The 23,063-nt window shown below is 69.3% G+C and carries 22 protein-coding genes, 1 tRNA gene and 1 pseudogene; 5 read left to right on the top strand and 19 right to left on the bottom strand.

The features are described from left to right. From H3H34_RS08680 to H3H34_RS08630, 12 genes and pseudogenes are all read right to left on the bottom strand, one after another. The coding region (locus H3H34_RS08680) for a hypothetical protein (protein WP_194751893.1) at window positions 1-183 on the bottom strand (183 nt) is incomplete at its 3' end. A 55-nt stretch (window positions 184-238) separates the two neighbouring features. Continuing rightward, window positions 239-646: a WYL domain-containing protein gene (locus H3H34_RS14140; RefSeq protein ID WP_194744840.1), complete on the bottom strand. Its 408-nt coding sequence runs from the start codon at window positions 644-646 to the stop codon at window positions 239-241. 115 nt (window positions 647-761) lie between these two features. Continuing rightward, a complete protein-coding gene (locus tag H3H34_RS08670; RefSeq protein WP_194744839.1) occupies window positions 762-2,042 on the bottom strand; it encodes an AAA domain-containing protein in 1,281 nt (426 codons plus the stop codon). A gap of 54 nt (window positions 2,043-2,096) precedes the next feature. Beyond that, window positions 2,097-4,115 (bottom strand): AAA domain-containing protein, encoded by a 2,019-nt coding sequence (locus H3H34_RS08665; protein ID WP_194744838.1) that lies wholly within the window; start codon window positions 4,113-4,115, stop codon window positions 2,097-2,099. A gap of 53 nt (window positions 4,116-4,168) precedes the next feature. Then, on the bottom strand, window positions 4,169-4,627 hold the full coding sequence (locus tag H3H34_RS08660; protein ID WP_194744837.1) for a hypothetical protein: 459 nt from the start codon (window positions 4,625-4,627) through the stop codon (window positions 4,169-4,171). Beyond that, a complete protein-coding gene (locus H3H34_RS13615; RefSeq protein WP_268978292.1) occupies window positions 4,624-8,421 on the bottom strand; it encodes a type ISP restriction/modification enzyme in 3,798 nt (1,265 codons plus the stop codon). The genes H3H34_RS08660 and H3H34_RS13615 overlap by 4 nt, the downstream gene beginning before the upstream one ends. A gap of 22 nt (window positions 8,422-8,443) precedes the next feature. Continuing rightward, a pseudogene (locus tag H3H34_RS13295) lies at window positions 8,444-9,415 on the bottom strand (restriction endonuclease); the annotation flags it as partial. Window positions 9,416-9,820: 405 nt separating this feature from the next. Continuing rightward, a tRNA-Arg gene (locus H3H34_RS08650) sits at window positions 9,821-9,897 on the bottom strand. A gap of 79 nt (window positions 9,898-9,976) precedes the next feature. Beyond that, complete coding sequence (locus H3H34_RS08645) at window positions 9,977-10,378, bottom strand: DUF1178 family protein (RefSeq protein ID WP_194744836.1); 402 nt, start codon at window positions 10,376-10,378, stop codon at window positions 9,977-9,979. Beyond that, window positions 10,375-11,211: a carbon-nitrogen hydrolase family protein gene (locus tag H3H34_RS08640; RefSeq protein ID WP_194744835.1), complete on the bottom strand. Its 837-nt coding sequence runs from the start codon at window positions 11,209-11,211 to the stop codon at window positions 10,375-10,377. Before H3H34_RS08640 ends, H3H34_RS08645 begins: the two co-directional genes overlap by 4 nt. Continuing rightward, window positions 11,208-11,471 (bottom strand): glutaredoxin 3, encoded by a 264-nt coding sequence (grxC, locus tag H3H34_RS08635; protein WP_194744834.1) that lies wholly within the window; start codon window positions 11,469-11,471, stop codon window positions 11,208-11,210. Before grxC ends, H3H34_RS08640 begins: the two co-directional genes overlap by 4 nt. Window positions 11,472-11,499: 28 nt before the next feature. After that, complete coding sequence (locus H3H34_RS08630; protein WP_194744833.1) at window positions 11,500-12,273, bottom strand: ComF family protein; 774 nt, start codon at window positions 12,271-12,273, stop codon at window positions 11,500-11,502. A 16-nt stretch (window positions 12,274-12,289) separates the two neighbouring features. On the opposite strand from H3H34_RS08630, the gene H3H34_RS08625 reads away from it, so the two are divergent. Next, the gene (locus H3H34_RS08625) at window positions 12,290-13,072 is read left to right on the top strand and encodes an SAM-dependent methyltransferase (protein WP_194744832.1); all 783 of its coding nucleotides are present in this window, start codon (window positions 12,290-12,292) and stop codon (window positions 13,070-13,072) included. On the opposite strand, the gene H3H34_RS08620 is transcribed toward H3H34_RS08625, so the two are convergent. The 6 genes from H3H34_RS08620 to H3H34_RS08595 form a co-directional block, all read right to left on the bottom strand. Continuing rightward, window positions 13,069-13,959, bottom strand: coding sequence for an alpha/beta fold hydrolase (locus tag H3H34_RS08620; protein WP_194744831.1), 891 nt, complete (start codon window positions 13,957-13,959; stop codon window positions 13,069-13,071). The genes H3H34_RS08625 and H3H34_RS08620 overlap by 4 nt on opposite strands. Beyond that, entirely contained in the window at window positions 13,956-15,047 is a 1,092-nt protein-coding gene (locus tag H3H34_RS08615; protein WP_328831649.1) for an ABC transporter ATP-binding protein, read from the bottom strand. Before H3H34_RS08615 ends, H3H34_RS08620 begins: the two co-directional genes overlap by 4 nt. Window positions 15,048-15,151: 104 nt before the next feature. Beyond that, on the bottom strand, window positions 15,152-15,982 hold the full coding sequence (locus H3H34_RS08610) for an ABC transporter permease (protein WP_328831647.1): 831 nt from the start codon (window positions 15,980-15,982) through the stop codon (window positions 15,152-15,154). Further along, window positions 15,979-16,836 carry an ABC transporter permease gene (locus H3H34_RS08605; RefSeq protein ID WP_194744829.1) on the bottom strand — a complete coding sequence of 286 codons (858 nt, stop codon included), beginning with the start codon at window positions 16,834-16,836 and terminating at the stop codon, window positions 15,979-15,981. The genes H3H34_RS08610 and H3H34_RS08605 overlap by 4 nt, the downstream gene beginning before the upstream one ends. A gap of 51 nt (window positions 16,837-16,887) precedes the next feature. Further along, window positions 16,888-17,976, bottom strand: coding sequence for an ABC transporter substrate-binding protein (locus H3H34_RS08600; protein ID WP_194744828.1), 1,089 nt, complete (start codon window positions 17,974-17,976; stop codon window positions 16,888-16,890). Between the two features lie 340 nt (window positions 17,977-18,316). Then, window positions 18,317-19,294, bottom strand: coding sequence for a D-alanyl-D-alanine carboxypeptidase family protein (locus H3H34_RS08595; RefSeq protein WP_194744827.1), 978 nt, complete (start codon window positions 19,292-19,294; stop codon window positions 18,317-18,319). A 38-nt stretch (window positions 19,295-19,332) separates the two neighbouring features. On the opposite strand from H3H34_RS08595, the gene lipB reads away from it, so the two are divergent. From lipB to H3H34_RS08575, 4 genes are read left to right on the top strand one after another with little or no spacing between them, the layout of a single operon-like run. Next, complete coding sequence (gene lipB, locus H3H34_RS08590) at window positions 19,333-20,037, top strand: lipoyl(octanoyl) transferase LipB (RefSeq protein ID WP_328831643.1); 705 nt, start codon at window positions 19,333-19,335, stop codon at window positions 20,035-20,037. A 54-nt stretch (window positions 20,038-20,091) separates the two neighbouring features. After that, window positions 20,092-20,520 carry a hypothetical protein gene (locus H3H34_RS08585; protein ID WP_194744826.1) on the top strand — a complete coding sequence of 143 codons (429 nt, stop codon included), beginning with the start codon at window positions 20,092-20,094 and terminating at the stop codon, window positions 20,518-20,520. A gap of 1 nt (window position 20,521) precedes the next feature. Continuing rightward, window positions 20,522-20,824, top strand: a complete 303-nt coding sequence (locus H3H34_RS08580; protein WP_194744825.1) for an SCP2 sterol-binding domain-containing protein — start codon at window positions 20,522-20,524, stop codon at window positions 20,822-20,824. Further along, on the top strand, window positions 20,824-21,453 hold the full coding sequence (locus H3H34_RS08575) for a hypothetical protein (RefSeq protein WP_194744824.1): 630 nt from the start codon (window positions 20,824-20,826) through the stop codon (window positions 21,451-21,453). Before H3H34_RS08580 ends, H3H34_RS08575 begins: the two co-directional genes overlap by 1 nt. Before the next feature lie 24 nt (window positions 21,454-21,477). Here the strand turns inward: H3H34_RS08575 and H3H34_RS08570 are convergent, their stop codons facing one another. Beyond that, window positions 21,478-23,001: an acetyl-CoA acetyltransferase gene (locus H3H34_RS08570; RefSeq protein WP_194744823.1), complete on the bottom strand. Its 1,524-nt coding sequence runs from the start codon at window positions 22,999-23,001 to the stop codon at window positions 21,478-21,480. Window positions 23,002-23,063: the final 62 nt, after the last annotated feature.

Here is a 23,063-nt window from a genome sequence, read left to right as displayed (position 1 = left end):
GCGGAACCCGCCCCCGCCCCACGTCCACGCCCTCGTCTTCGCCCGAAAGCTCACCCCCCAGGGCTGGGCGAGCTTCTCCCCCATCACCAGCCACAGGAACCACCCGGCGCTGGTGAGGGCGTGGGCGAGATGGCGACCATAAAAGTCGGGTAGCAGTCTTCCCAGTCCTGGTACTGCGGTCATGGCATATCGCACCGAGGAAGCTTTATCCCTGTGAAGTCTATCTGAAAAATATCGTCTATAAAAAGTAGTAGGCAATCTCTAAGCTGCCTCTTATTCTTTGTCCATCTGTGCGAACCTCGAGGATACGGTCAACACGGAAACAGCGCTCATCAGCACGCAAGTGGCAATGGCCGAACAAGTAAACATAGCCCCGCTGACTCGTCACCAAAACAGACCGAGCAGCTACGGTCCGGGTAGTCACTTCCCCTTCGTAGTCAGCATACTCGATTTCAATGTCCTTCTTGATGGGGTGCCGTCGGGCTCGAACCTCACCGTCCGATAGAGAGTAACATCGCTCGATGGGAAGATCGGCTTTAGCGCCGACGGACCTAGTTTGTCGGCGAGACGGTCGGGGCGCCGGCTCGATCTGCGCTACGGGTTCTGTAGATGCGAATGGCGAATGCAGGATGAGAGGGACGTCCACGTCCTCTTCATCCGGACTTTCAGCACGGGGCACCTTCTTTTTTCGGGACCAGAAGGCTCGGACGGCTAGGCCAATGACAATCAGCCAGAAGGCCCCCCCGACGGTTAGCAAAACGCTATCCACGCTGCCACTCGCAGACCTGGGCGACGCACCCCTCCAGGTCGTCCCGGATCTCCGGAACCCAGAAGCGCATCACGCCATAGCCAAGCTCGAACAGCCGCTGATTGCGCAGCTGATCACGACGACATAGTTCGCCCGTCCAGTTGCGATGGTAGCGTTCACCATCTACTTCGATGACCAATCGACGCTCGCCGTTGGTCACAAGGAAATCGACCACGAACTTTTCAATGGGAAACTGCGGAATTGGCCGAATTCCAGCTTGGTATAGAGCCCGATAGAATATCCGCTCCCAGTCCGAGACACGCTCCGGATTGCTCACAACGGGATAATCGGGGCCCAGGTCCGCGACGCAAGCCGCCTCCTCCTGCTCCTTTGCAGAGGCAAGATCCGCAACATAGGAAGCGAAGCGCGAAAGATAGCCGATCTCGGAGCGAGCGCAGGCGGTCCGATCTCCGACGACCAACAGCTGGGCGCGGGCGCGCGTGATGGCAACGTTGAAGAGATTGCCGTTCGCCTTCAGGAATGCCAACGCTCCTTGGGGGACCCCCTGGGCAACAACAGGGGAGAAGATCATCAGATCCCGCTCGTCACCTTGAAACTTGTGGACCGTGTCAGCCAGAAAGCTTTGGCGGATCACGGCATCGCTCAGCTCTTCATCGCTATTCACGGTCTCGGTGATGGCATTGGCCTGGGCGCGGAAAGGCGTGACAACCCCAAGCGAACCCGCGTACCCCTTGGCCAGCACCAGGTCGCGCAGCGTGTCGACGACGGCCTTGACCTCTGGCATGTTGACCGCGCCTCCGGTCGGCGGAAGCTGGCAAGCCCCTTTCACATGGATCCAGCGAATGCCCGGCTCACCCCGGCCCGGTGTCTTCAGACGGTCATAGCGCGTGGCGACTCGCAGTCGTTCCTCGTAGAATTCTGCATTCGAAAAATTGATGATGTCCGCATGTGACCGGTGGTGGTCAACAAGTCCGACAATGGCATCGCTGCGGACCTGCACCGCGGCTAGGCCAAATAGAAACTGCTGCGCATAGGACCAATGCATAAAGTCGTCGATCAGGCCGAACTTCTCCAGAAGACTGTGATCCTGCCCGCGCTTAAGCCCAGAGATGTGGGATAGCTGCTTCGGATCACCGATGACTGCAACAGCCTTGGCACGATAGAGCAGAGGAAGAGCCGAAGCAATATCGCACTGGCTCGATTCATCGAACACAACCAGATCGAACTGCCCCGCCTCAAAGGGAATCCTGCGGTGTGCTGAGAGGTTGGTCACAGCCCAGCAGGGCAGCAAATGAGACGCAGACCGAAGGAGTTCGTAATATTTGGCCTATACTCTGCCAGGTAATTGAGAGGCCCCATCGACTCCCGCTTCAATCAACATATTCAAGACAGTCGTGTATTGGCCAAGACGGTCGCGCTCCAAGGCCGGAAGTCGGGAGGGCTGCACCCGAAGCCAGAGCTTCCACATGTGAAGCGAATGCTCGGCAATCCGCTGCTGGAGCCTTGCCTCGTCAGCAGAGATGGCCTCCAGGCTTCGGCTGCCCTGAAGTGTGCGCAGAGCAGTCCAATACGCCCGCGCCTCCTCTAGGCTGGCCAGGCGCGTCTGCGCTTCCTCGATCAAGCTCCGTAACTGGCCCAGATCACTTTCGTCGGGCTGAGCCGGTAAGCCCTTAAGATCGATGCTGTCCAGCAAGTCTGCTGCGTCCGCAGAAGCCGACCTCAGTGCCTCTAGGCGCCCACCGCGGACAAACAGCCAGACAAGGCTGGTGAAGAATGGAGCTCTTGATCTATCCGCTCTCTCGACGGCGTAGTTCAGGCGTTGGATCGCGTCGTGAATAGGGGCAAGCCGGATCGATTCCGCCTTCGCGAAGAGCTCAGGTCCGAGTATCTGGCGGGCTGGCTCCGATGCCCGATCAAGCTGATCCACGTGGTTGCGGAGTGCGACGAGCCGCTCAGCCTCACTGGCCAGTCTTTCGTGGTGCGCAACCAGATCTCGGTGGATGCGCTGAGCCTCTTCAAACTCCTGTTTTTCCGAATCTGTCGTCGTCGCCGATAGCAGGGCCAGCAAATATTCGGCAACTTTGACTTGATGGGCCTGTGACCCGACTCGCAAGAGGATGGGTCGAGAGCCGAGCGCGTTGATGCGGGTCTCGACGACGTCCACCGCCTTGTTGTTCTTGCTGGCGAACAGGATCCGCTTGCCTACCCAGGCGGCATTGACGAGCAGGTTGGTGACAACCTGCGACTTGCCGGTGCCTGGCGGGCCCGTGATCACCGTCACCGGTCGTGACAGGGCAGCCGCAACGGCCTGGCGCTGCTCGCTGTTCATCGGCAACACTTCGATCAGCGGATCGGAAGGTGGCGGTTCGTCGGGCGTGTCGGAGGGGCCACGGAGCCACCGCCCGAGCGCCGTCGCGGCGAACTTCGCCTCCGGAAGCCTCGCCAGTTCCCGGAGCTCCTGTTCGAGACCTTGCGTGTAGGGGGATTTCTCCGCCATGATGATCACGGCGCGGTTGAAGATGCCCTCGGCTGCCACTTCGGCAAGTGCAGCCCGTTCCAATCCGAGATTGCCTGGATCAATCTCCTCCTGCCACGGCCATTCGGGGCGAACGGCCTGGAGCCTGAGCGCCAGTTCATCGAGCTCGGGCGGTTCGCCTTCCACCCCCAGCCCCAGCTCCTGCTCGAGCTGGACAAGCTCGTTCATCAGCTGGTCGCGCTCGGCATTGGTGAAGCGCTGAAGCGGCCTTTGGTTGACGATCGGAAAGTTGAGATCGACCCTGAGGCGCCCACCTTCCTGCTCGATGGGAAAGAGGAGGATGGGTTCCACCTTCCAGCCTTCCCAATCGGAGCGTGTGGATTTCAGGTGATGGAGGGCAGTCGGATAGCCGAGATAGAGCCCATAGCGGCCACGCTCCGTGCGCTTGCGCCCCAGCATGCGGCGGGCAGCCTCGGTTTCAGCGAGATCGAAAGCCCCTTGCGGCAGGCTCGGCAACTCGAAGAAATCCGGATCGCCATATTTCGAGGTCAGGAAGGTCGAGACGCCGGCGTCGTCATGGCCGAGGCAGGCAAGATAATAGCGGCAGAGTTTCGCAAGGTCGGTGTCGGCATAGCGTTCGGGCTCCTCGGCAGCCTCCTCGGGCCGCGGGCGACTGGTCTCCACGACCGACCAGCGGTAGCTCCGGTCCTGCCTCACCCGGCCCTTCAGGGGTCCGTACAGTATTGTGTTGGCCAAGCGCCTGTCGACACCAATTGCGCGGGCAATCTCCGTAGCCGTCTTCTTTGGATTCTCCAGCAGATACGCCAATATCCGCTCTGGCAGCGAAGGCTCGTGCGCGGTGGCCATCATTCAGCCTCCAAATTGCGCCTCATCAAACGGGGGCATTGAACTCTCGAGCGTCATCACAACGGCGTCTCGTGCTCAATCGCGCTGGCATCGACGATGTCCATGCTCTCCGCATAGGCGCGGCAGCCTTCGATGAAGCTCCAGCTGTTGCCGCTGCAGTCATCGGGGTCGGAGATCCCCATCCGGGAGGCCCATTGGTAGCCGGCTTCATGCCCGCTGCAGTCCACCGTGCAGCCGTAGCCCATGAAGCTCCCGCGCGAGCCGTCGAGCGCGTCCCGTCGGTCATCATATTCTGCATAAGTCTCTCCGGCGACGATCGCGTCCCCGAACGCCAGGGCATCGGCTTCATCCTCAGCCGCCATGTCTTCGCCGGCGTCGCTCGAGGCTTCGAGATCGGCGAACGCAGCGTTTTCGGCAGCACGCATTAGGTCGGCATCATCGGCTGCCTTCCGACGATCGGCGTTGGCGATGACGAGCAGAACGCAAGCGGCTGCCAGACTGACCGGCCACTTCATTCCCCGATCTCCAGCCTCGGCAATCCCTTCACGATCTCGACCGTCCTCATGCTGACGGTGATGACGCGGCAGAGGAGGTCGAGCGGGTAGCGCGGGTTGTTCTTCGTCTCAATGGCGTAGCGGTTGGCATCGTTGGTGATTCCGCTTGCCGAGTCGGTCGAGACCCCCTGCCGCTCCATCACCCATTCGATCGCCGGCTTGCCGTTCACCACATAGCCGTAGGCCTCAAGCGGAATCCCCGTCACCGTGATGTTCGGGTTGTAGATGATGGTCGTGCGGTCGAGGTTGGGGCGCTTGCCGGCAAAGCGCATCTTCTCCACGCGGAAGAAGCGCACCGGGTCATCGATGACGGCAAGGTCGAGCGAGCCTTCGGCAATGGTCACGGGCCAGGGCTCCACCGCCTCGAAGCCAAGGTGGAGCTCGGCAAGCTTCCGCCCGGCCTCGGCGAAGGCGCGGAAATCCCCCACCCGCTTCACGCGGGGGATGCGCGGCAGTTCCTTCGAGAGGTTGGCGGCGTAGCGCGCGCGATAGTCGGGCGAATGGAGAAGGCCGTAGACATAGTGGAAGAGGTCATCCTTGCTGATGGGCTCCCCCGGATAGGCCGCCTCGAAGTGGGCAAGCCCGGCATCGGTGATGGCGTCGCGCCGCACCAGGCGAGGCCGGCCCTGTGCATCGCGCACCGGCTTGCCCCACGCATCGCGTTCCTCCTCCCATAGCCAGCGGGGGAAGCATTGGGAGCCGGACTTCGCGGCAACATATGAAAGGTCGATCAACCGTTCCGCCATGAGGCAGGAAAAGGGCGTAACATTTCCGGGAGAAGGAAGCGCGATCACCCGGTTCCCGCACTCCGGTCGGCCGGGCGGAAAGAGCCGAGGCATTTGGTAGACCATTTCGTTCATGGCGCGGCTGTAGTAGAGCCACTGGGGCGTGAAGGGCCGGTAGAGGCCCGGTGTCGGAGCACTGGGCTCAAAAGCGTGGGTCTTTCCGCGGACGAGGTCGTTCCGGAGCGCGCGCGTCCAGCTGATCCGCTTCGAGTCCTTCGAGACAAACGCGTCGACCAGCGCCTCGCGCCGCTTTCGCTCGGCTCTCGGCACGGCCGCATCGAAACGGGCCAGCTCCTCGCCGTAGAAGCCGATCATTCGCTCCATGTTGCGCTCAAGCTCGTCGCGGCTGGCGTTCCACGCCCAGGCGTCCCGCTGGGTCTTGACCCCAGCCGAATAAATCTCGAAGAGCGGCTCCTCGACGCCCTCCTTGTCGCCCAGCGGAGTAAGGCGCGCGAAGCGTTCGTCGCGCTGGCCGATCCAGTCGGCATGCTCATTGGGGGTGATGCGCTGCCACAGTCCCTGCGCCGCCATGCCCATCACGCTTTCCAGCGCCTTCACCCGCGCAAGCTTCTCCTCGCGCGAGAGATAGTCGCCGATGTCGTGGAAGAAGATCCGGCCCTGCTCCAAGGCGCTGGGGTTGCGCGCGAGGATCAGGATGCAGATCGGCGCGCGCGTTCCTTCACCGAAGGCATTGCCCGCCTCCTGTCGCCGTCGCTCGCCCGAGGTGCGCGCGTTCCCCCGCAGGTGGAAGACGTGGATCGAGGAAAACTCCTCGGCCAGCGTGCGCCGGAGGCCATCGGCCGTGTTGCCGTCCACCCAGCCGGCGTTGGTCACAAAGCCGATGACCCCGCCTTCGGCCACCCGGTCAGACGCCCAGCGGATGGCGCGGATGTAGCTGTCGTAAAGCGAGTTCAGGTTCCGTGCCGTCGAGCGCGCGGCGTAGGTCTCGCGGATCCTCTGGTCGAGCTTCGGATACTTCCGGTTGGCGGCGGCATCGTTCGCGTTGTCCTGCCCCACCGAATAGGGCGGGTTGGCGATGATGACCTTCAAGGGCACCTCCTTCTGCCGCTGCCGGCGGTCGCTGTTCTCCGCCATCAGGTCAGAGAAGAGATCGCGCTCCTGCTCCCACAGCTCGAAGGTGTCCGTAAGGCAGATGCCCGGAAACGGCTGATAGTCCCCGCCGGCTGCCGTGTGGAACGCCGCCTCGATGTTGATCGCCGCGATGTAATAGGCGAGCAGCACGATCTCGTTGGCGTGGAGCTCCTCCTCGTACTTGCGCCGGAGCGCTTCCGGCGGAAGGAGCCCCAGCTCGATCAGCCGCACGAGGAAGGTGCCGGTGCCGACGAAGGGGTCGATGATATGCACCCCCTCGTCCGCAAGGCTGCGCCCGAACTCGGCCTTCAGCACCTCGTCGACCGAGCGGAGGATGAAATCGACCAGCTCGACCGGCGTGTAGACGATGCCGAGCCGCTGGGTGAGCCTGGGGAAGGCGGCGCGGAAGAACTTGTCGTAGAGCTCGACGATGATCTTCTGCTTCGCCTCCGCCGTCTCGACTCCCGCCGCACGGCGGCGGACGCTGTCGTAGAAGCCTTCGAGGCCGCTTGCCTCCTTCTCGATATGCTCGCCCTCCAGCGCCTCCACCACGCGCTGGAGCGCCCGGCTCACGGGGTTGTGGGCGGCAAAGCTGTAGCCCTCGAACAGCGCCTCGAAGACGGGGCGGGTAACAAGATGCTGGGCCAGCATCTCGATCGCCTCCTCCTCGGTGAGGCCGTCGTTGAGATCATCGCGAAGTTCCGCAAGGAAGCTGCGGAACGCTTCGGCGGCCGGGCCATCCGCCGATTTGACCGCTGCCCGGATGCGCAGGATATGCTTCTGCGCAATCTCCGCCACATCCTTCGCCCAGTCCTCCCAGTAGGTGCGGGTGCCGCAGCGCTTCACGATCGCAGCGCGAATGGCGCGCGCCCATTCGTCGAACTGGAAGGCATATTGCTCGCCCTCGGGCCGCTCCGGTGGGGCGAGATCGTCATCGTCGGGCGGGCTTCCGTTGCCGATGTCGATCGTCTCCGGTGTCTTCTCGGGCCGGCGCGGCAGCGTGTCGGTCATGATCTCGATGTGGATCCGGCCCCCGGCGGTATCGCCATGGGCCATGCGGTTGATCGCGCCATCCAGCCGCTCGTCGTGCGACCTGAGCGCGTTCAGCACCTGCCAGATGATCCGGTAGGGCTCGTTGGCATCCAGCGCGTCCGCCGGCTCGATCCCCGGCGCCACCGCCACCGGCAGGATGACATAGCCCCGCGCCTTGCCCGGCGCCCGGCGCATGACGCGCCCCACCGCCTGGACGACATCGATCTGCGACTTCCGGGGGTGGAGGAACAGCACGGCATCGAGCGCGGGCACATCCACCCCTTCGGAAAGGCAGCGCGCGTTGGTGAGGATCCGGCACTCCCTGCCGCTCTCGGCTTCGCGCAGCCAGGCAAGCAGCGCATCGCGCGCCTTGGCCCGGAAGGTGCCATCCACGTGTCGGACGTGGCAGGCGAGCTCGGGTAGCGTCTCGGCATCGGGAAGCCCTGCCATCGTCTGGCACCACTCGGCTGCGACCCGGGCGAACTGGCTCTCGAACAGCCTTGACGCCTTGATGCTGCGGGCAAAGGCGATCGCCCGCGCCATTGGCCGCGAGTCGTGCCCTACATCCTCGCCAAGCCCGGCCTTCAGGAGCGCCTTGTAGCAGCCGACGATCCGCGTCGCGTCATCCAGCTGGAGCTCGGTGCCACCGTCGGACAGCGCCGCCCTGACTCCGCGGGCGATCGCCTGCTCGTCGACCGCGAGAACGATGACCTTGTAGTCCGCGAGGAGCCCCTTCTCGACCGCCTCGCTGAAGCTGGAAGACGAAGAAGGTCTCGCCGAGCAGCTCGGGATCGTCCATCGACGCGAGAGTGACCGCCCGGCGGTCGGCCTCTGCCTTCGCCGCATCGCCGAACACGCGGGGCGTCGCTGTCATGTAGAGGCGCCGCCTGCCTCGAATCCACTCGGCGTCATGAACGCGGATGAAGTTGCTCTCGTCCTCTTCCGAGAGCGATGCGCCGGTCGTCCTGTGCGCCTCGTCGCAGATGATGAGATCGAACTCCGGCAGTCCGAACTGGTGCTGGGCCCGGTGGATGACATCCAGCGACTGATAGGTGGCGAACACCACTGTCATCCGCTCGGGGTCATGCCTCGTCGCATGGGCGGCAAGCGCATCGGCCCGGGTAGAGGCGGGGATCTCGAGGTCGCTTGCCGTGATGTCAGCAAGATCATCGTCGGCGGGCTTGCGCATGCCCACCTGGCTGTCCGAGCAGACCGCGTAGGACCGCAGCCCTACCTCGCTGTCGATCGACCATTCCCTGACCGTCTGCGACATGAGGGCAAGCGAAGGGACGAGGAACAGCACCCGCCCACCCTTGCCCCCCAGCTCCTCCGCGATCTTGAGGGCAGTGAACGTCTTGCCCGTGCCGCACGCCATGACCAGCTTGCCGCGGTCGATTCGTTCGAAGCCCTTCCGCACGGCCTCCACGGCGTCGCGCTGATGCTGGCGCGGCTGCTTCTTGGGATGGAGGCGGACTTCCTCGCGCTCGACATAGGCGGTCCAGTCGATTCCACTGTCCTCGAGCTCGTGCAGGCCGACTCGCAGCGTCTCAACCTGTTGCCCTTCCAGCATCGCCTCTGCTGGCTCCGACCAGTTTACCCTCGTCGAGTCGACAAACATGCGGCGCGAGAAGGGGTCGCGGCCTGAGGCATTGAAGAAGCTGTCGATGTCGCTCTTCTGGATGCGATCGCCTTCCGCCCGATACTTGCACTGGACCGCGCACCAGCGGCCCGGCTGCCCGGGGAGCTCGGCACAGAGGTCGACGCCAACATCCTGGGCGTTCTCGCCCCTCTCCTTCGCCCACTCCGCGTAGGTCAGCACCCGGCCATATTGTCCTCGCTGGGTCGGCGCATTCTCGAGTCAGACCTTGACCACGCGCTCGAAGGCCGTGCCCATGTCCCGCTGCGTGGGTGCAGCATCCCCGATACCGCATCAACAACTCCCGCAGTCCCGCCAACCAACCCTCCCCCGCCGACCTGTCGCGGTATCGGCATCTTTCTTGCCCGAAACTTGCCAGCCGTCCAGCGCTGTCGGTGACCCCGCAGAGGCAGGGATAACTCGCCTCCTCTGCTTGCCTTGGGCCTTGGTTCCTGTCGCATTTCTATCGGAAAATCCGGAACGTAAGCCGAACGATCTGTGCTCCCACTGTGCCCCTCAGTGTGCCCCGCTCAACGCTTGATTCGCGCTTTGTTCCAGCCGGCCCGTTCCACGCCGGACCGCGTAACCACTGATATTGCTAGGGAATTCTGGCGGTCCCGGCAGGACTCGAACCTGCGACCTCCGGTTTAGGAAACCGCTGCTCTATCCGGCTGAGCTACGGGACCGCACGCCTGCCCTATCGCCCGGCCGTCCAGACCACGCAAGCGCCCGCGCACCCGCGTCGGCCCATCCCCCGCAAGCCTCTCAGGCATCGGCCGCCGAGCGCGGGCGGAACGGCAGCGGCGCCACCGGCACACCCTCGTCGAGAAGCGCCCGCACCTCCTCGGCACTCGCCTGGCCATAGGCCCCGCGCACCGTCTCGCCCCGCTCGGCCGCCGCATGGCGGGCGCGCGCCTCCTCGGCAAAGCGGGGCCCCACGTCGTCGCACGCCGCCTCGATCGCCGCGCGCAGCCGTTCGAGCGGGTGCGACTCGCGCCCGGCCTGCCGCGCGACGGCGGGGGCCTGCGGTATCTTGCGCACCTCGCGGCTGTCGCACTCCGGGCAGGCCAGGAGTCCGCGCGCCTGCTGCTCGGCGAAGTCGGCCGAACTGCCGAACCAGCCCTCAAAGACGTGGCCCGCCTCGCAGCCGAGCGCGTAGACGATCATGCCGCCATGCCGGCCCGGTCGGGCGCCGGCACCGGCCGGGCATGGGCCAGCGCCGGGATTCGGCCACGCACCTCGGCCACGCGCGCGAGGTCGATCGTCACCAGCGCCTCGCCCGGCGCCTCGCCCATGTCGAGCAGCACCTCGCCCCAGGGGTCGACGACAAGGCTGTGCCCATAGGTCTCGCGGCCGTCGGCGTGCGTGCCCGTCTGCGCGGCGGCCACCACGAAGCAGCCGGTCTCGATCGCCCGCGCCCGCAGCAGCACGTGCCAGTGGGCCTGCCCCGTCGGCCGGGTGAAGGCGGCGGGCACGGCAAGAATCTCGGCCCCGGCGCGCGCCAGCGCCTGGTAGAGCGCCGGGAAGCGGAGATCGTAGCAGATCGAGAGCCCGAGGTGCGTGCCGGCCACCTCGGCGACCGCGGTCGCCTCGCCCGGCGCGAAGCTTGCCGACTCCCGGTAGCGGCTGCCGTCGGGGAGATCGACGTCGAACAGGTGGAGCTTGTCGTAGCGGGCGAGGATCGCGCCGTCCGGCCCCACCACGAACCCCCTGTTGGCAAGCCGGTCGGAGCCTGGCCTGCGCACCGCGAGCGAGCCGAGGTGCACGGCAACCCGGTGTGCGCGCGCGGCTGCCCGGACGGCTGCCAGCACCATGTCCTCCGCCTCGGTCCGCGCTGCCGCGGACAGCCGCGCCGGGTCGCGGTCGAGCAGGCCCGACATCTCGGGCGTGAACACGAGGCCCGCGCCGGCGCGGGCAAGCCGGCCGATCGCCCCGACCAGCGCTGCCGCGTTCGCCGCGGGGTCGAGCCCCGTCGTCGTCTGGACGAGCCCGAGCCTCATGCCGCCCCGGCGAGCAGCGGCGCGAGCCCGCCGGCGCGCTCGAGCGCAAGAAGGTCGTCGCAGCCGCCGATGTGGCGGCCGTCGATGAAGATCTGCGGCACCGTCGTCCGCCCGCCGCTGCGCGCCAGCATCTCCGCCCGCTTCGGCCCGCCGAGCGTGATGTCGTACTCGGTCACCTCCGCGCCGTGGGCGGCAAGCACCGCCTTCGCCCGGGTGCAGTAGGGGCAGAGGAACTTGGTGTAGATCTCGACCTTCGCCATGCCGGGCCCTGTGAACGGACAGGCCAAGCTAGGGTTGCGCTGCCTCGCGCGCAACCCGGGTGAAGGTCCGCACATGGACTGCCGACGCGCCCGCAGCGCGAAGCGCCCCGGCGCAGGCGCCCGCCGTCGCCCCGGTCGTCAGCACGTCGTCGACGAGCACGACCGCCCGGCCCTGAAGCCGCGCCCGGCCTGCCTCCGGCACCGCGAAGGCGCCGGCCACGTTCGCCTGCCGCGCGGCCCGCCCGAGCCCGCGCGAGGGCGGCGTCGGGCGGGTGCGGACGAGAAGCTCGGGCGCGTGGACAAGGCCGCTCGCCTGCGCGAGCGCGCCGGCGAGAAGCGCCGCCTGGTTGGCGCCGCGCTGCACGAGGCGCCAGCGGTGGAGCGGCACGGGGATGACGAGCGCGCGCTCCGGCAGCGGCCCGGCGGCCAGCATCATCCGCGCCATGAGCGGTGCCAGCTCCTCGCGGCCGGCCTTGAGGCGCACCACGAGGGTCCGTGCGGTGCCGGCGTGGGCGAAGGGTGCCAGCGCCGAGGCGAAGGGCGGCGGCGCGTCGCGGCAGGGGAGGCAGATCTCCTCGCCGGCGCCCTCGGGGCGAAGCGGCACGCCGCAGCGCCCGCACGCCGGGTGGGGCAGGTGCGGCAGGCTGGCGAAGCAGGCCGCGCACAGGCCATGGGGCGTGGCCACTGGCGCCTTGCACGCTGCGCAGGCCGGCGGCATCAGCAGGTCGAGCACGGCCGCAGCAGAGGCCCGGGCGAGTGACCGGGCGCGGGCGAGGGCAGGGGGCGCAAGGGCAGCCGCCATGGGCAAGGGCTAGCGCATGGGGCAGGATGAGGCCAGCCGGCCGTTCGACTCCCGGCTCCGCCGGCGGGCGCGGGCGCGGGGGCGCGCGACAGGCGGGGCAGGCTTCCTCCTCGCTCACGCCGCAGACGAGCTCGCCGCGCGCGAGGCGCTGATGCCGGAGGGGCCGCCGGGCCCGGTGCTGACCTGGGGCGCGGGGCCCTTCACGCCGCCGGGTCACATCGCCGCCGACCTCGTTCCCGAACGCCTTCCGGCCACGGGCCTGCGCCTCGTCTGCGCCGAGGACCAGCTGCCGTTCGGTGATGCGACGCTCGCGCGGATCCGCTCGGTCATGGGGCTGCACGGCGTCAACGACCTGCCCGGCGCGCTCCTGCTTGCCCGCCGCGCGCTCCTGCCCGGCGGGCGCTACCTCGCCGTCTTCCCCGCCGGCATCGCGCTGCCGCAGGTGCGGGCCGCCTTCCTCGCCGCCGATGCCGCGCACGGCGGAGTGGCCGCGCGGGTCGGCCCCACGGTCGATCCGGCCGGGGCGGCGGGTCTCCTCCAGCGCGCCGGCTTCGCCGAGCCGGTCGCCGAGGTGGTCGAGGTCAGGGCCCGCTACCCGGGTCTCGCCGCGCTCGCGCGCGACGCCCGGGCCATGGGCGAGACCGGCTGGCTCGCCGCGCGCAGCCGGGTGCCGGTGACCCGCGGGGCGTGGGCGGCCGCCGAGGCGGCCTTCGCGCGCGGCGCCGAGGCCGACGGCAAGGTCCCCGTCACCCTCGAGCTCCTCTTCCTCTCGGCCCGCAAGCCCCCAGGTCAGCCCTAGCCGAGGCCGGCCAGCGCGGCGAGGCGGGGCCTCACCGCCTCGGGCGACGTCACGGGAAAGAAGTGCCCGCCCGGCACCCGCGCCGCCAGCCGGCAGGCGGGGTGGCGGGCGAAGGCGGCGAAGTCCGCCTCGCCCACCGTCGAGCCGTCCGCGGCAGCCAGCAGGGCAAAGGGGGTGCGGAGCGCGGCGAGGCTCGCGGCAAGGGTGGTGGACACGCCGCGGAAGCTCGTCGCCTCCCAGCCCGGCGTGCAGCGGAGCCCTCCATCGTCGTCGAGGCCGTCCTCGAGATAGGCCTCGAGCGCGGCCTCGGGCCAGCCGGCGAAGACCCCGCGCTCCCGAAGGCGGGCCCGGGCCTCGGCGCGGCCGGCAAAGCCGGGCCGGCGGCGGAGCGCCCCCTCGGCCATGGGGTTGGGCGGCTCTTCGCCTGCGGCGCGCAGCGCCGCGTAGGCGGGCGCATGGTCGAACGGCACGAAGGCCGGGTCGAGGAGGAGGAGGGCTTCCACCCGCTCCGGGTGGGCAGCGGCAAGCTCGGCCGCCACGGTTGCCCCGAAGCTGTGGCCGGCAAGGCGCACCGGGGCCCCGGGCGAGACCGCGGCGAGGAAGGCAAGCAGGTCGGCACGGTAGGGCAGCCAGTCGACCGGCACGTCGCCGGGCGTGGCGGGCAGGCGCGTCAGGCCATGGCCGCGCATGTCGGGAAGCCAGATGGCGAAGTCCCGCGCCGGCTGCCCGGCGAGCGGGCCGAGGAGGTCGGCGTAGATGGCGCCGCACATGCCGGTTGCGTGGACGAGGACGAGCGGCGCGCCGCTGCCGCCCTCCGGCGCCGGCCAGGCCCGCGCGTGCATCGCCCCGCCCGCGACGGGCACGAAGGTTCCGGGCGGCAGCGTCACTGGAGGAGGACGGCCGCCGCCTCGGCGTGCCAGCCCAGCCACACGGGCTCGTCCCAGGTGAAGTCCTCCTGGTCCCAGCGGGTGAGGTTGGGGCGGATCACGCGGACCATCTTGCCCGTCTCGAGCCGCACTTCATAGACCGACTCCGAGCCGAGGTAGGCGATGTCGGCAATCGTGCCCGGCATCACGTTGTAGCCCTCGGGCGTGCCCTCCATCACCGGCGGCGCCGCGCCGTTCTCGCGCTTGTGGAGCTCCATCTTCTCCGGGCGGATGGCAAGCCAGATCTGCACCGTCTCCGAGGCGCCGGTGCCATGGTCGAGCCAGGCGGTAATGCCCGCCTCGGGCAGGTCGATGATGGCGTGGTCGCTCTCGTCCACCCTGACCCGGCCCTCGAACAGGTTCACCGAGCCGATGAAGTCGGCCACGAGGCGCGAGGACGGGAATTCGTAGAGGTCGGCAGGCGTTGCCACCTGGACGAGGCTTCCCTTGTGCATGACCGCGCAGCGGGTCGCGAGCGCGAGCGCCTCGTCCTGGTCGTGGGTCACCATCACGAAGGTGATGCCCACCCGGTCCTGAAGGCGCGAGAGCTCGAAGCGCAGCTCCTCCCGGAGCTTGGCGTCGAGTGCCGAGAGCGGCTCGTCGAGCAGCACCACGCGCGGCCGCTTGACGAGCGCGCGGGCAAGCGCGACGCGCTGGCGCTGCCCGCCCGAGAGCTGGTCGGGCCGCCGGTCCCCCAGCCCTTCCAGCTGGACGAGGGCGAGTGCCTCGGCCACGCGCTCGCGCCGCTCGGCCGCGCGCACGCCATCCATCTTCAGGCCATAGGCGATGTTCTCGCTCACCGTCATGTGCGGGAACACGGCATAGGACTGGAACACCATGTTGACTGGCCGGCGGTTGGGCGGCGTGCGGGTATAGTCCTCGCCGTCGATGAGGATCCGCCCCTTCGTCGGAGTCTCGAAGCCGGCCAGCATGCGCAAGAGCGTGGTCTTGCCGCAGCCCGACGGGCCGAGGAGGGCGAAGAACTCCCCCTCGGCGATGGCGAGCGAGACGTCATCGACCGCGACGACCGGGCCGAAGCGCTTGGTCACGCCCTGGACCTCGATGATGGGCCGCGCGGCCGCGGCGGGGCGCGGGGCGGCGGGGCCGGGGCCGGGGGGGAGGGGCGGAAGGGGTGGGCGTGGCGTGGCGGTCGTCAAGGCGCGAGCTTTTCTCCGGCAAGCGCCTGCACGCGAAGCGCAAGCGCGGTCAGCGCAACGGTCAGCACGAGGAGCACGGTCGAGACGGCGTTCACCTCCGGCGTCACCCCGAAGCGCACCATCGAGTAGACCTTGACCGGGAAGGTCACCGTGTCGGGTCCTGCGGTGAAGAAGGTGATGACGAAGTCATCGAGCGAGAGGGTGAAGGCAAGGAGCGCCCCTGCGACGAGGCTGGGCTTCAGGTGGGGCACCACCACGTCGAGGAGCGCGCGCCACGGCCCGGCGCCGAGGTCGCGCGCGGCCTCCTCGGTCTCGCGGTTGAAGCTTTCGAGCCGCGCGCGGACGATGACGGCCACGAACGGAAAGATGAAGGCCACATGGGCAATCACGATGGGCCCGAGCGAGAGCGGCCACGGCAGGCCGGCGGGCCAGGGGAGGATCCGGGCGAAGAAGATGAGCATGGCCACCCCCATGCAGATCTCCGGCACCACGATCGGGAGCGCGAAGGCGGCGCTGACGAGCCCGAGGCCCGGGAAGCGGAAGCGCCACAGCGCGATCGCGGCCAGCGTCCCGAGCAGCAGCGACAGCAGCGTGGCGAGCGCGGCGATCGCGAGCGAGTTGCCGAGCGCCGCCAGGAGCTCGAGATTGCCGCCAAGCCTTGCGTACCAGTCGAGCGTGAAGCCGCGCCACACCGTCGTCTGGCGGCTGTCGTTGAAGCTCATCGCCACCAGCACGAGGAGGGGGAGGTAGAGGAAGAGGCCGACGCTAGCGAGCACGAGCCGGAGCGGCCAGCGCCGCGAATAGTCGAGGAGGTCGGGCGCGCTCACGGCTCGGCCCTTCTTCCCCGGAACAGCCCCTGCGCGGCGAGTGCGAGGAAGGTGAGGTACATGAGGAGGAAGGCGAGCGCCGCGCCGAACGGCCAGTCGTTCGCGCGCTTGAACTGCCGCTCGATGACGTTGGCGATCATCTGGCTGTCGGGCCCCCCCATGAGGTCGGGGGTGAGGTAGCTGCCGAGCGCCGGGATGAAGGTGAGAAGGAGTCCGGCGAGGATGCCGGGCCGGGCGAGCGGCAGCACCACCCGGAAGACGGTGGCAAGGTGCGAGGCGCCGAGATCGAGGCTCGCCTCGATGAGCGAGCGGTCGAGCCGGTCGAGGCTGGCGTAGATGGGCAGCACCGTGAAGGGCAGGTGGACGTAGACGAGCCCGAGGATCACTGCGCCGTTCGTGTAGAGGAGCGGCAGGGGCGGCAGGCCGAGCGCGCCGAGCGCCCCGTTCACCAGCCCTTCGTCGCGCAGCACCGTCATCAGCGCATAGGTGCGGATGAGGAGGTTGGTCCAGAAGGGGAGCATGACGAGCACGAGAAGGAGCGTGCGCACGCGCGGCTGCGCGAACGCGATCGCCAGCGCCACGGGAAAGCCGAGGAGGAGGCAGACGAAGGTCGCCGCGCCGGCGATCGCGAACGACTTCAGGAAGATGGCAAGGTAGACCGGCTCGAGCGCGCGGGCGTAGTTGGCGAAGGTGCCGGAAATGGCGATGTCGGCCACGCCGACGTTGGTGCCGAAGCTGTAGGCCAAGACCACGGCGAGCGGCGCTGCGAAGAACAGCAGGAACCAGCCGAGCGGCGGCCCGAGGAGGGCCGCGAACGGCCCCGGGGCCTGGCGCCAGTCGACCCGCTTCTCCATGCCCGCCCGCGCCCCCTTCGTGCCTCGCCCCGCGCCCCAGCCCCCGGCGCCTCAGGCGGCGCGCATGCGGGTGATGAGCTCCTCGAACAGGCGCTGCATCTCTGCGCCCTCGAAGCGGCCCCACTCGCTTGCCTCCCAGCCGGGCCCCGAGGGGAAGATGACCGGGTGGGTGCGGTAGCTCTCGGGCATCAGCGCCTTCGCCGCGGCATTGGGCGTGGGATAGAGGATGGTCTCGGTGATGCCCCGGCCCACCTCGGCATCCAGCAGGAAGTTGAGGAAGTCGTGGGCAAGCTCCAGGTTCCTCGCCCCCTTCGGAATGGCGAGCGCATCCGCGTTGATGAGCGAGCCCTCGCGCGGCACCACGAAGTCGATGTCGGGGCCCTCGCGCATCCGCTGGGCGATGTCGCCGTTGTATTCGAGCACGAGATCGACCTCGCCTGCCAGCAGCAGGTCCTGCCCGTCGTCCTCGTGGAACCGGCGGATGTTGGGCTTCTGCCGCCCCAGCATGTCGGCCACCCTGCGCGCCGTCTCCGCGTCCACGCCCACGAGCGACGTCCCCATGTACTTGGCGCCGAGGCGGATGAGGTCGGCGGCATCCGTGATGAGGGCAATCCGGCCCTTGTAGAGGTCGCTGTCGAACAGCCACTTCCAGCTGTCGGGGGTGCCTTGCACGCGGGACCTGCGGTAGCCGATGCCGAGCACGAGCCAGGTGTAGGGCACGGAGTGGCGCGGCGCCGGGTCCCACGCGGCTTCGCGGAACTCGGGCGCGATGTTGGCGAAGTTGGGGATCTTCGCCATGTCGAGCGGCTCCAGCATGTCCGCCTCGCGCATCCGCGTCACGAACTCGTTCGACGGCACGATGACGTCGTAGCCCGGGTTGCCGGCCTTGAGCTTGGCGAAGAGCTCGTCGTTGGTCGCGAAGTAGGAGGGGGTGACGCGCACGCCCGTCTTCGCCCGGAAGTCGTCGAGCGTGGTCGCGCCGATGTAGTCCTGCCAGGTGTAGAAGTTGAGCCGGCCCTCGTCCGACTTGCCGCAGGCGGAGAGCGACAGGCCCACCGCTGCCGCCCCCATGCCGGCGAGCAGGCCCCGGCGCGTCAGGCCACCGGGTGCCGCCCAAGGGACAGGTGCCAACCGCGTCATTCCGACCCCCTTCGCCTGCGCGTCCAAGGAGTATCCGCAACCGTGCCGGCGGTGAAGCCCCCACCCCGCCACCTTGCCGCCCCGCCACCTTGCCGCCCCGCCACCTCGCCGCCCCGCCACCTCGCCGCCCCGCCACCTCGCCGCGCGAGGGTCGGCCTCCCGCGTGCGGGCCTCCCGCGTGCGGCCTCCCGCGTGCGGACCTCCCGCGTGCGGCCTCCCGCGTGCGGCCTCCCGCGTGCGGACCTCCCGCGTGCGGGCCTCCCGCGTGCGGGCCTCCCGCGTGCGGACCTCCCGCGTGCGGACCTCCCGGGGTCGGGCCGTGCGGCGGTCGGCCGCGGCGTCAGCGGCGCGGGGCCGGGTCGGCGCTCCCCTGCTCCACAAGCGTCGAGAGGAGGGCATCGTTGAGGTCGGCGGGCTCGGCGAGGAGGTCGGCCACCTGCACGCGCTCGCCGGCCTGGCGCGCGGCCAGCACCCGGAAGCCGGAGGCGAGCAGGGCTTCCACGTTCGAATCGCGGCCGGGCCGGGTCGGGCTTCCCAGCACCACGGCCAAGAGCCGCCGCCCGTCGCGCACGGCAGAGGCTGCGAGCGTGAAGCCGGCGGCGTTGGTGAAGCCGGTCTTGATCCCGTCGACGCCGGGCATCGTCCTCAGCAGGTGGTTGTGGTTGGGCATGACCCGGCCCTGGAAGACGAACTGCTGCTGCTGGAAGTAGCCGTAGTACTGCGGGAAGTCGCGGATGACGGCGAGGCTCAGCGTCGCGATGTCGCGCGCGGTCGTCACCTGCCGCGCGTCCGGCAGGCCCGAGGGGTTGACGAACCGGCTGCGGGTCATCCCGAGCGCGTGCGCCCGGTGCGTCATGAGGCGGGCGAAGTTCGCCTCGCTTCCGCCGACATGCTCGGCAAGCGCCACCGCCACGTCGTTCGCCGACTTGGTGGCAAGCGCGCGAATGGCCTCGTCGACCGACAGCGTCTCGCCGGCCTTGAGCCCCAGCTTCGAGGGCCGCTGGGCTGCGGCCCGTGCGCTCATCGTCACCCGGTCCTCGAGGCGGAGCTGGCCGGCCGCCAGCCGCTCGAACACGAGGTAGAGCGTCATCACCTTGGTGATCGAGGCCGGGAAGCGCTCGGCGTCGGGCTGGCGGGCGTAGAGCACCTCCCCGGTGCTTGCATCCATGAGGAGCGCGGCATAGCGGGACTGGCCGAACAGGCTGGTGGCTGCCGCCGGCGCGGGCGCAAGCGCTGCAAGCCCCGCGAAGACAGGCGGCGATGCGGCGATCGCGAGCGCGGCAAGCGCCCCGGTCAGCTTTGCATTCCAGCCACCCATCAGAGGGATGCTAACCCGGGTTGCCACGGAACGGAAGGGTGCACGGAACGGAAGCGCTGCGAGCGGCGGGCGTGGACCTCGAGGTCACCCCCGACCTCGTGCCCTATGCCGATGCGCTCGCGCGCATGGAGCGGGACGCCGCCGCCATCGCCGCAGGGGCTGCGCCCGAGCGCCTCTGGTTCCTCGCGCACGAGCCCGTCGTCACCGCCGGCACCTCGGCCCGGCCCGAGGAGCTCGTCGCCCCCGGGCGGTTCCCCGTGGTCATGACCGGCCGCGGCGGCCGCTTCACCTGGCACGGCCCCGGCCAGCGCGTCGTCTACGTCCTCCTCGATCTTCGCCGCCGCGGCCGCGACATCCGCCGCCTCGTCGCCGGGCTCGAGGGCTGGGCCATCGCCGCCCTTGCCCGGCTCGGAGTCGAAGCCCGCCGCAGCCCCGCCGGCACCGGAATCTGGGTGGGCGAGGGCGCCGAGGAGGCGAAGATCGGCGCCATCGGCCTCCGCGTGCGCAACGGGGTCAGCTTCCACGGCATGGCGCTCAACGTCTCGTGCGACCTCTCCGCCTTCTCCGCCTTCGTCCCCTGCGGGATCGCCGGCGGCCGGGTCACGCGCCTCGCCGACCTTCTGCCCGGCACGGAGGCGGCGGCGCTCATGGCCGCGCTCGATGCCGCGCTCGTTGCCGAAGCGCCGGCCTTCCTCGCCTGCCTCGGCGGGGCGCCGCCACCCCTTACCGCCGATTGCGCTTGAGCCCTCCGGGCAAGGTCGCTAGGCGGCGCCAACAGAGCTTCCGAGGGAGTGGCGATGCGCGGGGTCCTGCAGGCGCGGCAAGGCGCAGGGCGCTGGCCGGCACGGCCGGCCGGCCGCGGCGCGCTCCTTGCCCTCGCCCTCCTTGCTGCCGCCTGCAGCGGCGGGAAGGACGCAGGGGCAGCCGGGGACGACACGGCAGCCGCTGGCGCCGAGGCCACGGCCAGCGACGCCGAGCTTGCCGGGCTCGAGGCCGCCATCGGCGACAGCTCGGTCGCCGAGGTGGTGGCCGACGACCCCGCCGGCCGCCTCGGCGAGGCGCCCGCCGGCCCCGTCATGGCCGACCCGCTCGCCACCCCCATGCCCGAGGCGCCGGTGCCCGCCGCGGATGCCGCCGCGTCCCAGGGGCCGTCGAGCGGCGGCGGCGCCCCGGCAGCAGGGCCAGCAGCCACAGCAGTTCCCGCAGTTCCAGCAAGAGGAGAGTGAGATGAGCCTCAGCGACATCACCGCCGGCATGAAGGAGCGGATCGAGAAGAACGGCGCCATCCCCGGCAAGAAGGTCGTGTTCGACTTCGGCGAGGACGGCGCGGTCCTCATCGACGGCACCGGCGAGACCCCGGTCGTCTCCAACGACGGCTCGGCAGCCGACTGCCGGATCAAGGTCTCCATGGCCGACTTCACCGAGATCGCCGCCGGCCGCCAGAACGCCCAGATGGCCTTCATGATGGGCAAGCTCAAGGTCGAGGGCGACATGTCGATCGCCATGCAGCTGGGCAAGATCCTGGGCTGATGCGTCCTGCCCCTGCCGGCCGGCGGGCGGCAGCCGCGCTTGCCGTGCTCGCGCTCCTGGGCCCCGCGCCTGCGGCGGCCCAGGCAGCGTCCCCTTCGCCGGCGGCCGTCCCCGGGGACGTCGGGGGCCTGCCGGGGATGACCCCGCGCGAGCTTTCCGCCTATACCACCTGGTCGCTTCGCGCCGGGCTCAACGTGGCCGCGCTCCAGTGCGGCTTCTCGAAGTCGCTGCGCGCGGTCGATACCTACAACGCCTTCCTTCGCCAGCACTCCGACGAGCTCGCCGCGGCGGTCAAGACGCTTGCCGCCTACTTCAACCGCACTGCCGGCGCCCGCGCTGGCCCGCGCGCCTTCGATACCTTCAACACCAAGCTCTACCAGGGCTATTCCACCTTCGAGGCGCAGTACGCCTTCTGCGACCACTCGGCCATGCTCGGCCGCGCGGCGCTTGCCGTGCCCAAGGGCCGGCTCGGCCCCTTCGCCGAGGCCGAGCTGCCGGCGCTCCGGCAGGTGCTCGCCGCCAGCTTCCGCAACAGCCCGCTTGCCGAGCGCACCCTCGGCTACGTCGAGCTTCCCGATCTCGCCGCCGGCTGCCGGCCCCGCGGGCGGCCGCCCCGCCTCGTCTGCTGAGGCCCCCGCCCGCCGCGCGGCCGGTCAGCCGGCAAGCGTCGCGAGGTTGACCGGGTCGCCGGGTGCGACGCGGATGGGCCGCCCCACCGCCGGCCGGTCGATGAGCTCGGCGCACCCCTCGCGAAGCTGGGCGAGGAAGCGCACCTCGCCCGCGTCCAGCCGGCCGATGATGATGGCGAAGGCCGGCTCGCCCCGGTCGTGGACCACCGTCATCGTTTCGATCCGCCCCGCGCCTTCCGGCTTCTCGGTGAAGGGCGGCGAGGGGATGGCATCGAGCGCCGCCTGCGGGGCGGCGGGGTCGACCTCAGGGAAGGGCCGCGGCGCGGTGGACCAGACGCCGAAGGCATGCTTGGTCAAGTAGCCGCCATTCGCGAACACGAGGCCCCGCGTCCCCGGCGCCGCCCGGCACCGCGCCGCCACCTCGGCGATGGCGTGCATGGAATAGTTGTTGCCCGGCCCGCCGAAATAGGGAAGCCCGCCGGTCAGCGTCAGCCCGCGCGGGTCGTCGTGGGCAAGGCCCATCATGTCGGCGGCAATCTCGACCGCGCTCGGGAAGCAGGAATAGAGGTCCATGTGGGCGATCCCGGCCATGTCGGTCTCCGCCATGGCAAGGGCGTGCGCCGCGCCCTCGCGGATGGCGGGCGACGACCAGTAGTTCAGCCGCTCGGAAACCAGGATCTTCTCCACCGTGTCAGCCGCCCCGTGGAGGAACACGCGCTTCGCCGCCGGCACCCCCAGCCGGTCGGCAGCTGCCGAAGACATCAGCAGCACGGCCGCCGCCTGGTCCACGAACATGTTGCTGTTCAGATACTTGGTGTAGGGGTAGCCGATGTAGCGGTTGTCGTCGGTCGGCGTGATCAGCTCCTCGGCGCTGCGGGCGACCGGGATCTGCGCATAGGGGTTCCGCGCCGCCACCTCGGTGAACCGGGCCATGAGCGCGCCGATCGCCTGCCGGTGCGCCACCGGGTCGCGGCCGTAGTGGGCGCAAAGCGCGTTCTCGAACAGGGGGTAGACGTTGACGGGAAGGGCGATCCCGTGGGCGAACTCGTGCGGCGAGACGAAGCGCATCTCCCTGCCCAGCGTCTCGGCATCCGTCGGGCTCTCCTCCGCCCAGTCGAGCGTGATGCCGGCCTTCTGTGCCCGGCTCTGGGTGCGGATGGGCTCGCAGCCGGCAAGAAGCACCACCTCGTGGGCGCCGTCGGCGATCTCGCGCATGAAGCGGGTGGCCAGCATCTGCGGGGTGTTCCCGCCCACCGGCCCGTAGACCATCCGCCGAGGGCTCGCGCCGATCCGCCGGGCGATGCCGTGGGGCAGGTTGTTCTGCCGGCCGAAGGGCGCGCCGAAGCCCGAGTCCTGGAACAGCCGCACCACGACGATCGCGTCGATCGCAGACGTGATTGCGGCCGGGTCGCCGCCGGCATCGGCGATGGCCGCGCGGGCGACACGGGCCATCATGTCCTGCGGCGAGAGGCCTTCGCCGGGTGCGCTGTCGCGGTCGACGAACTGGGCGACGCCGACGAGGACGGGGGTGCGGGGGTCGAGGGTCATGCACCGCCGCTGCGCGGGCCCGGTTGCCCGGGCAAGCCCCCCAAAGCGCGAGCCGCCCCTCA

Origin of the sequence: Thermaurantiacus tibetensis (assembly GCF_015354055.1) — a bacterium.
Taxonomy (GTDB): domain Bacteria; phylum Pseudomonadota; class Alphaproteobacteria; order Sphingomonadales; family Sphingomonadaceae; genus Thermaurantiacus; species Thermaurantiacus tibetensis.
Note: the sequence above shows the minus strand (reverse complement) of the source record. Positions and strands in the feature narration are given on the sequence as shown.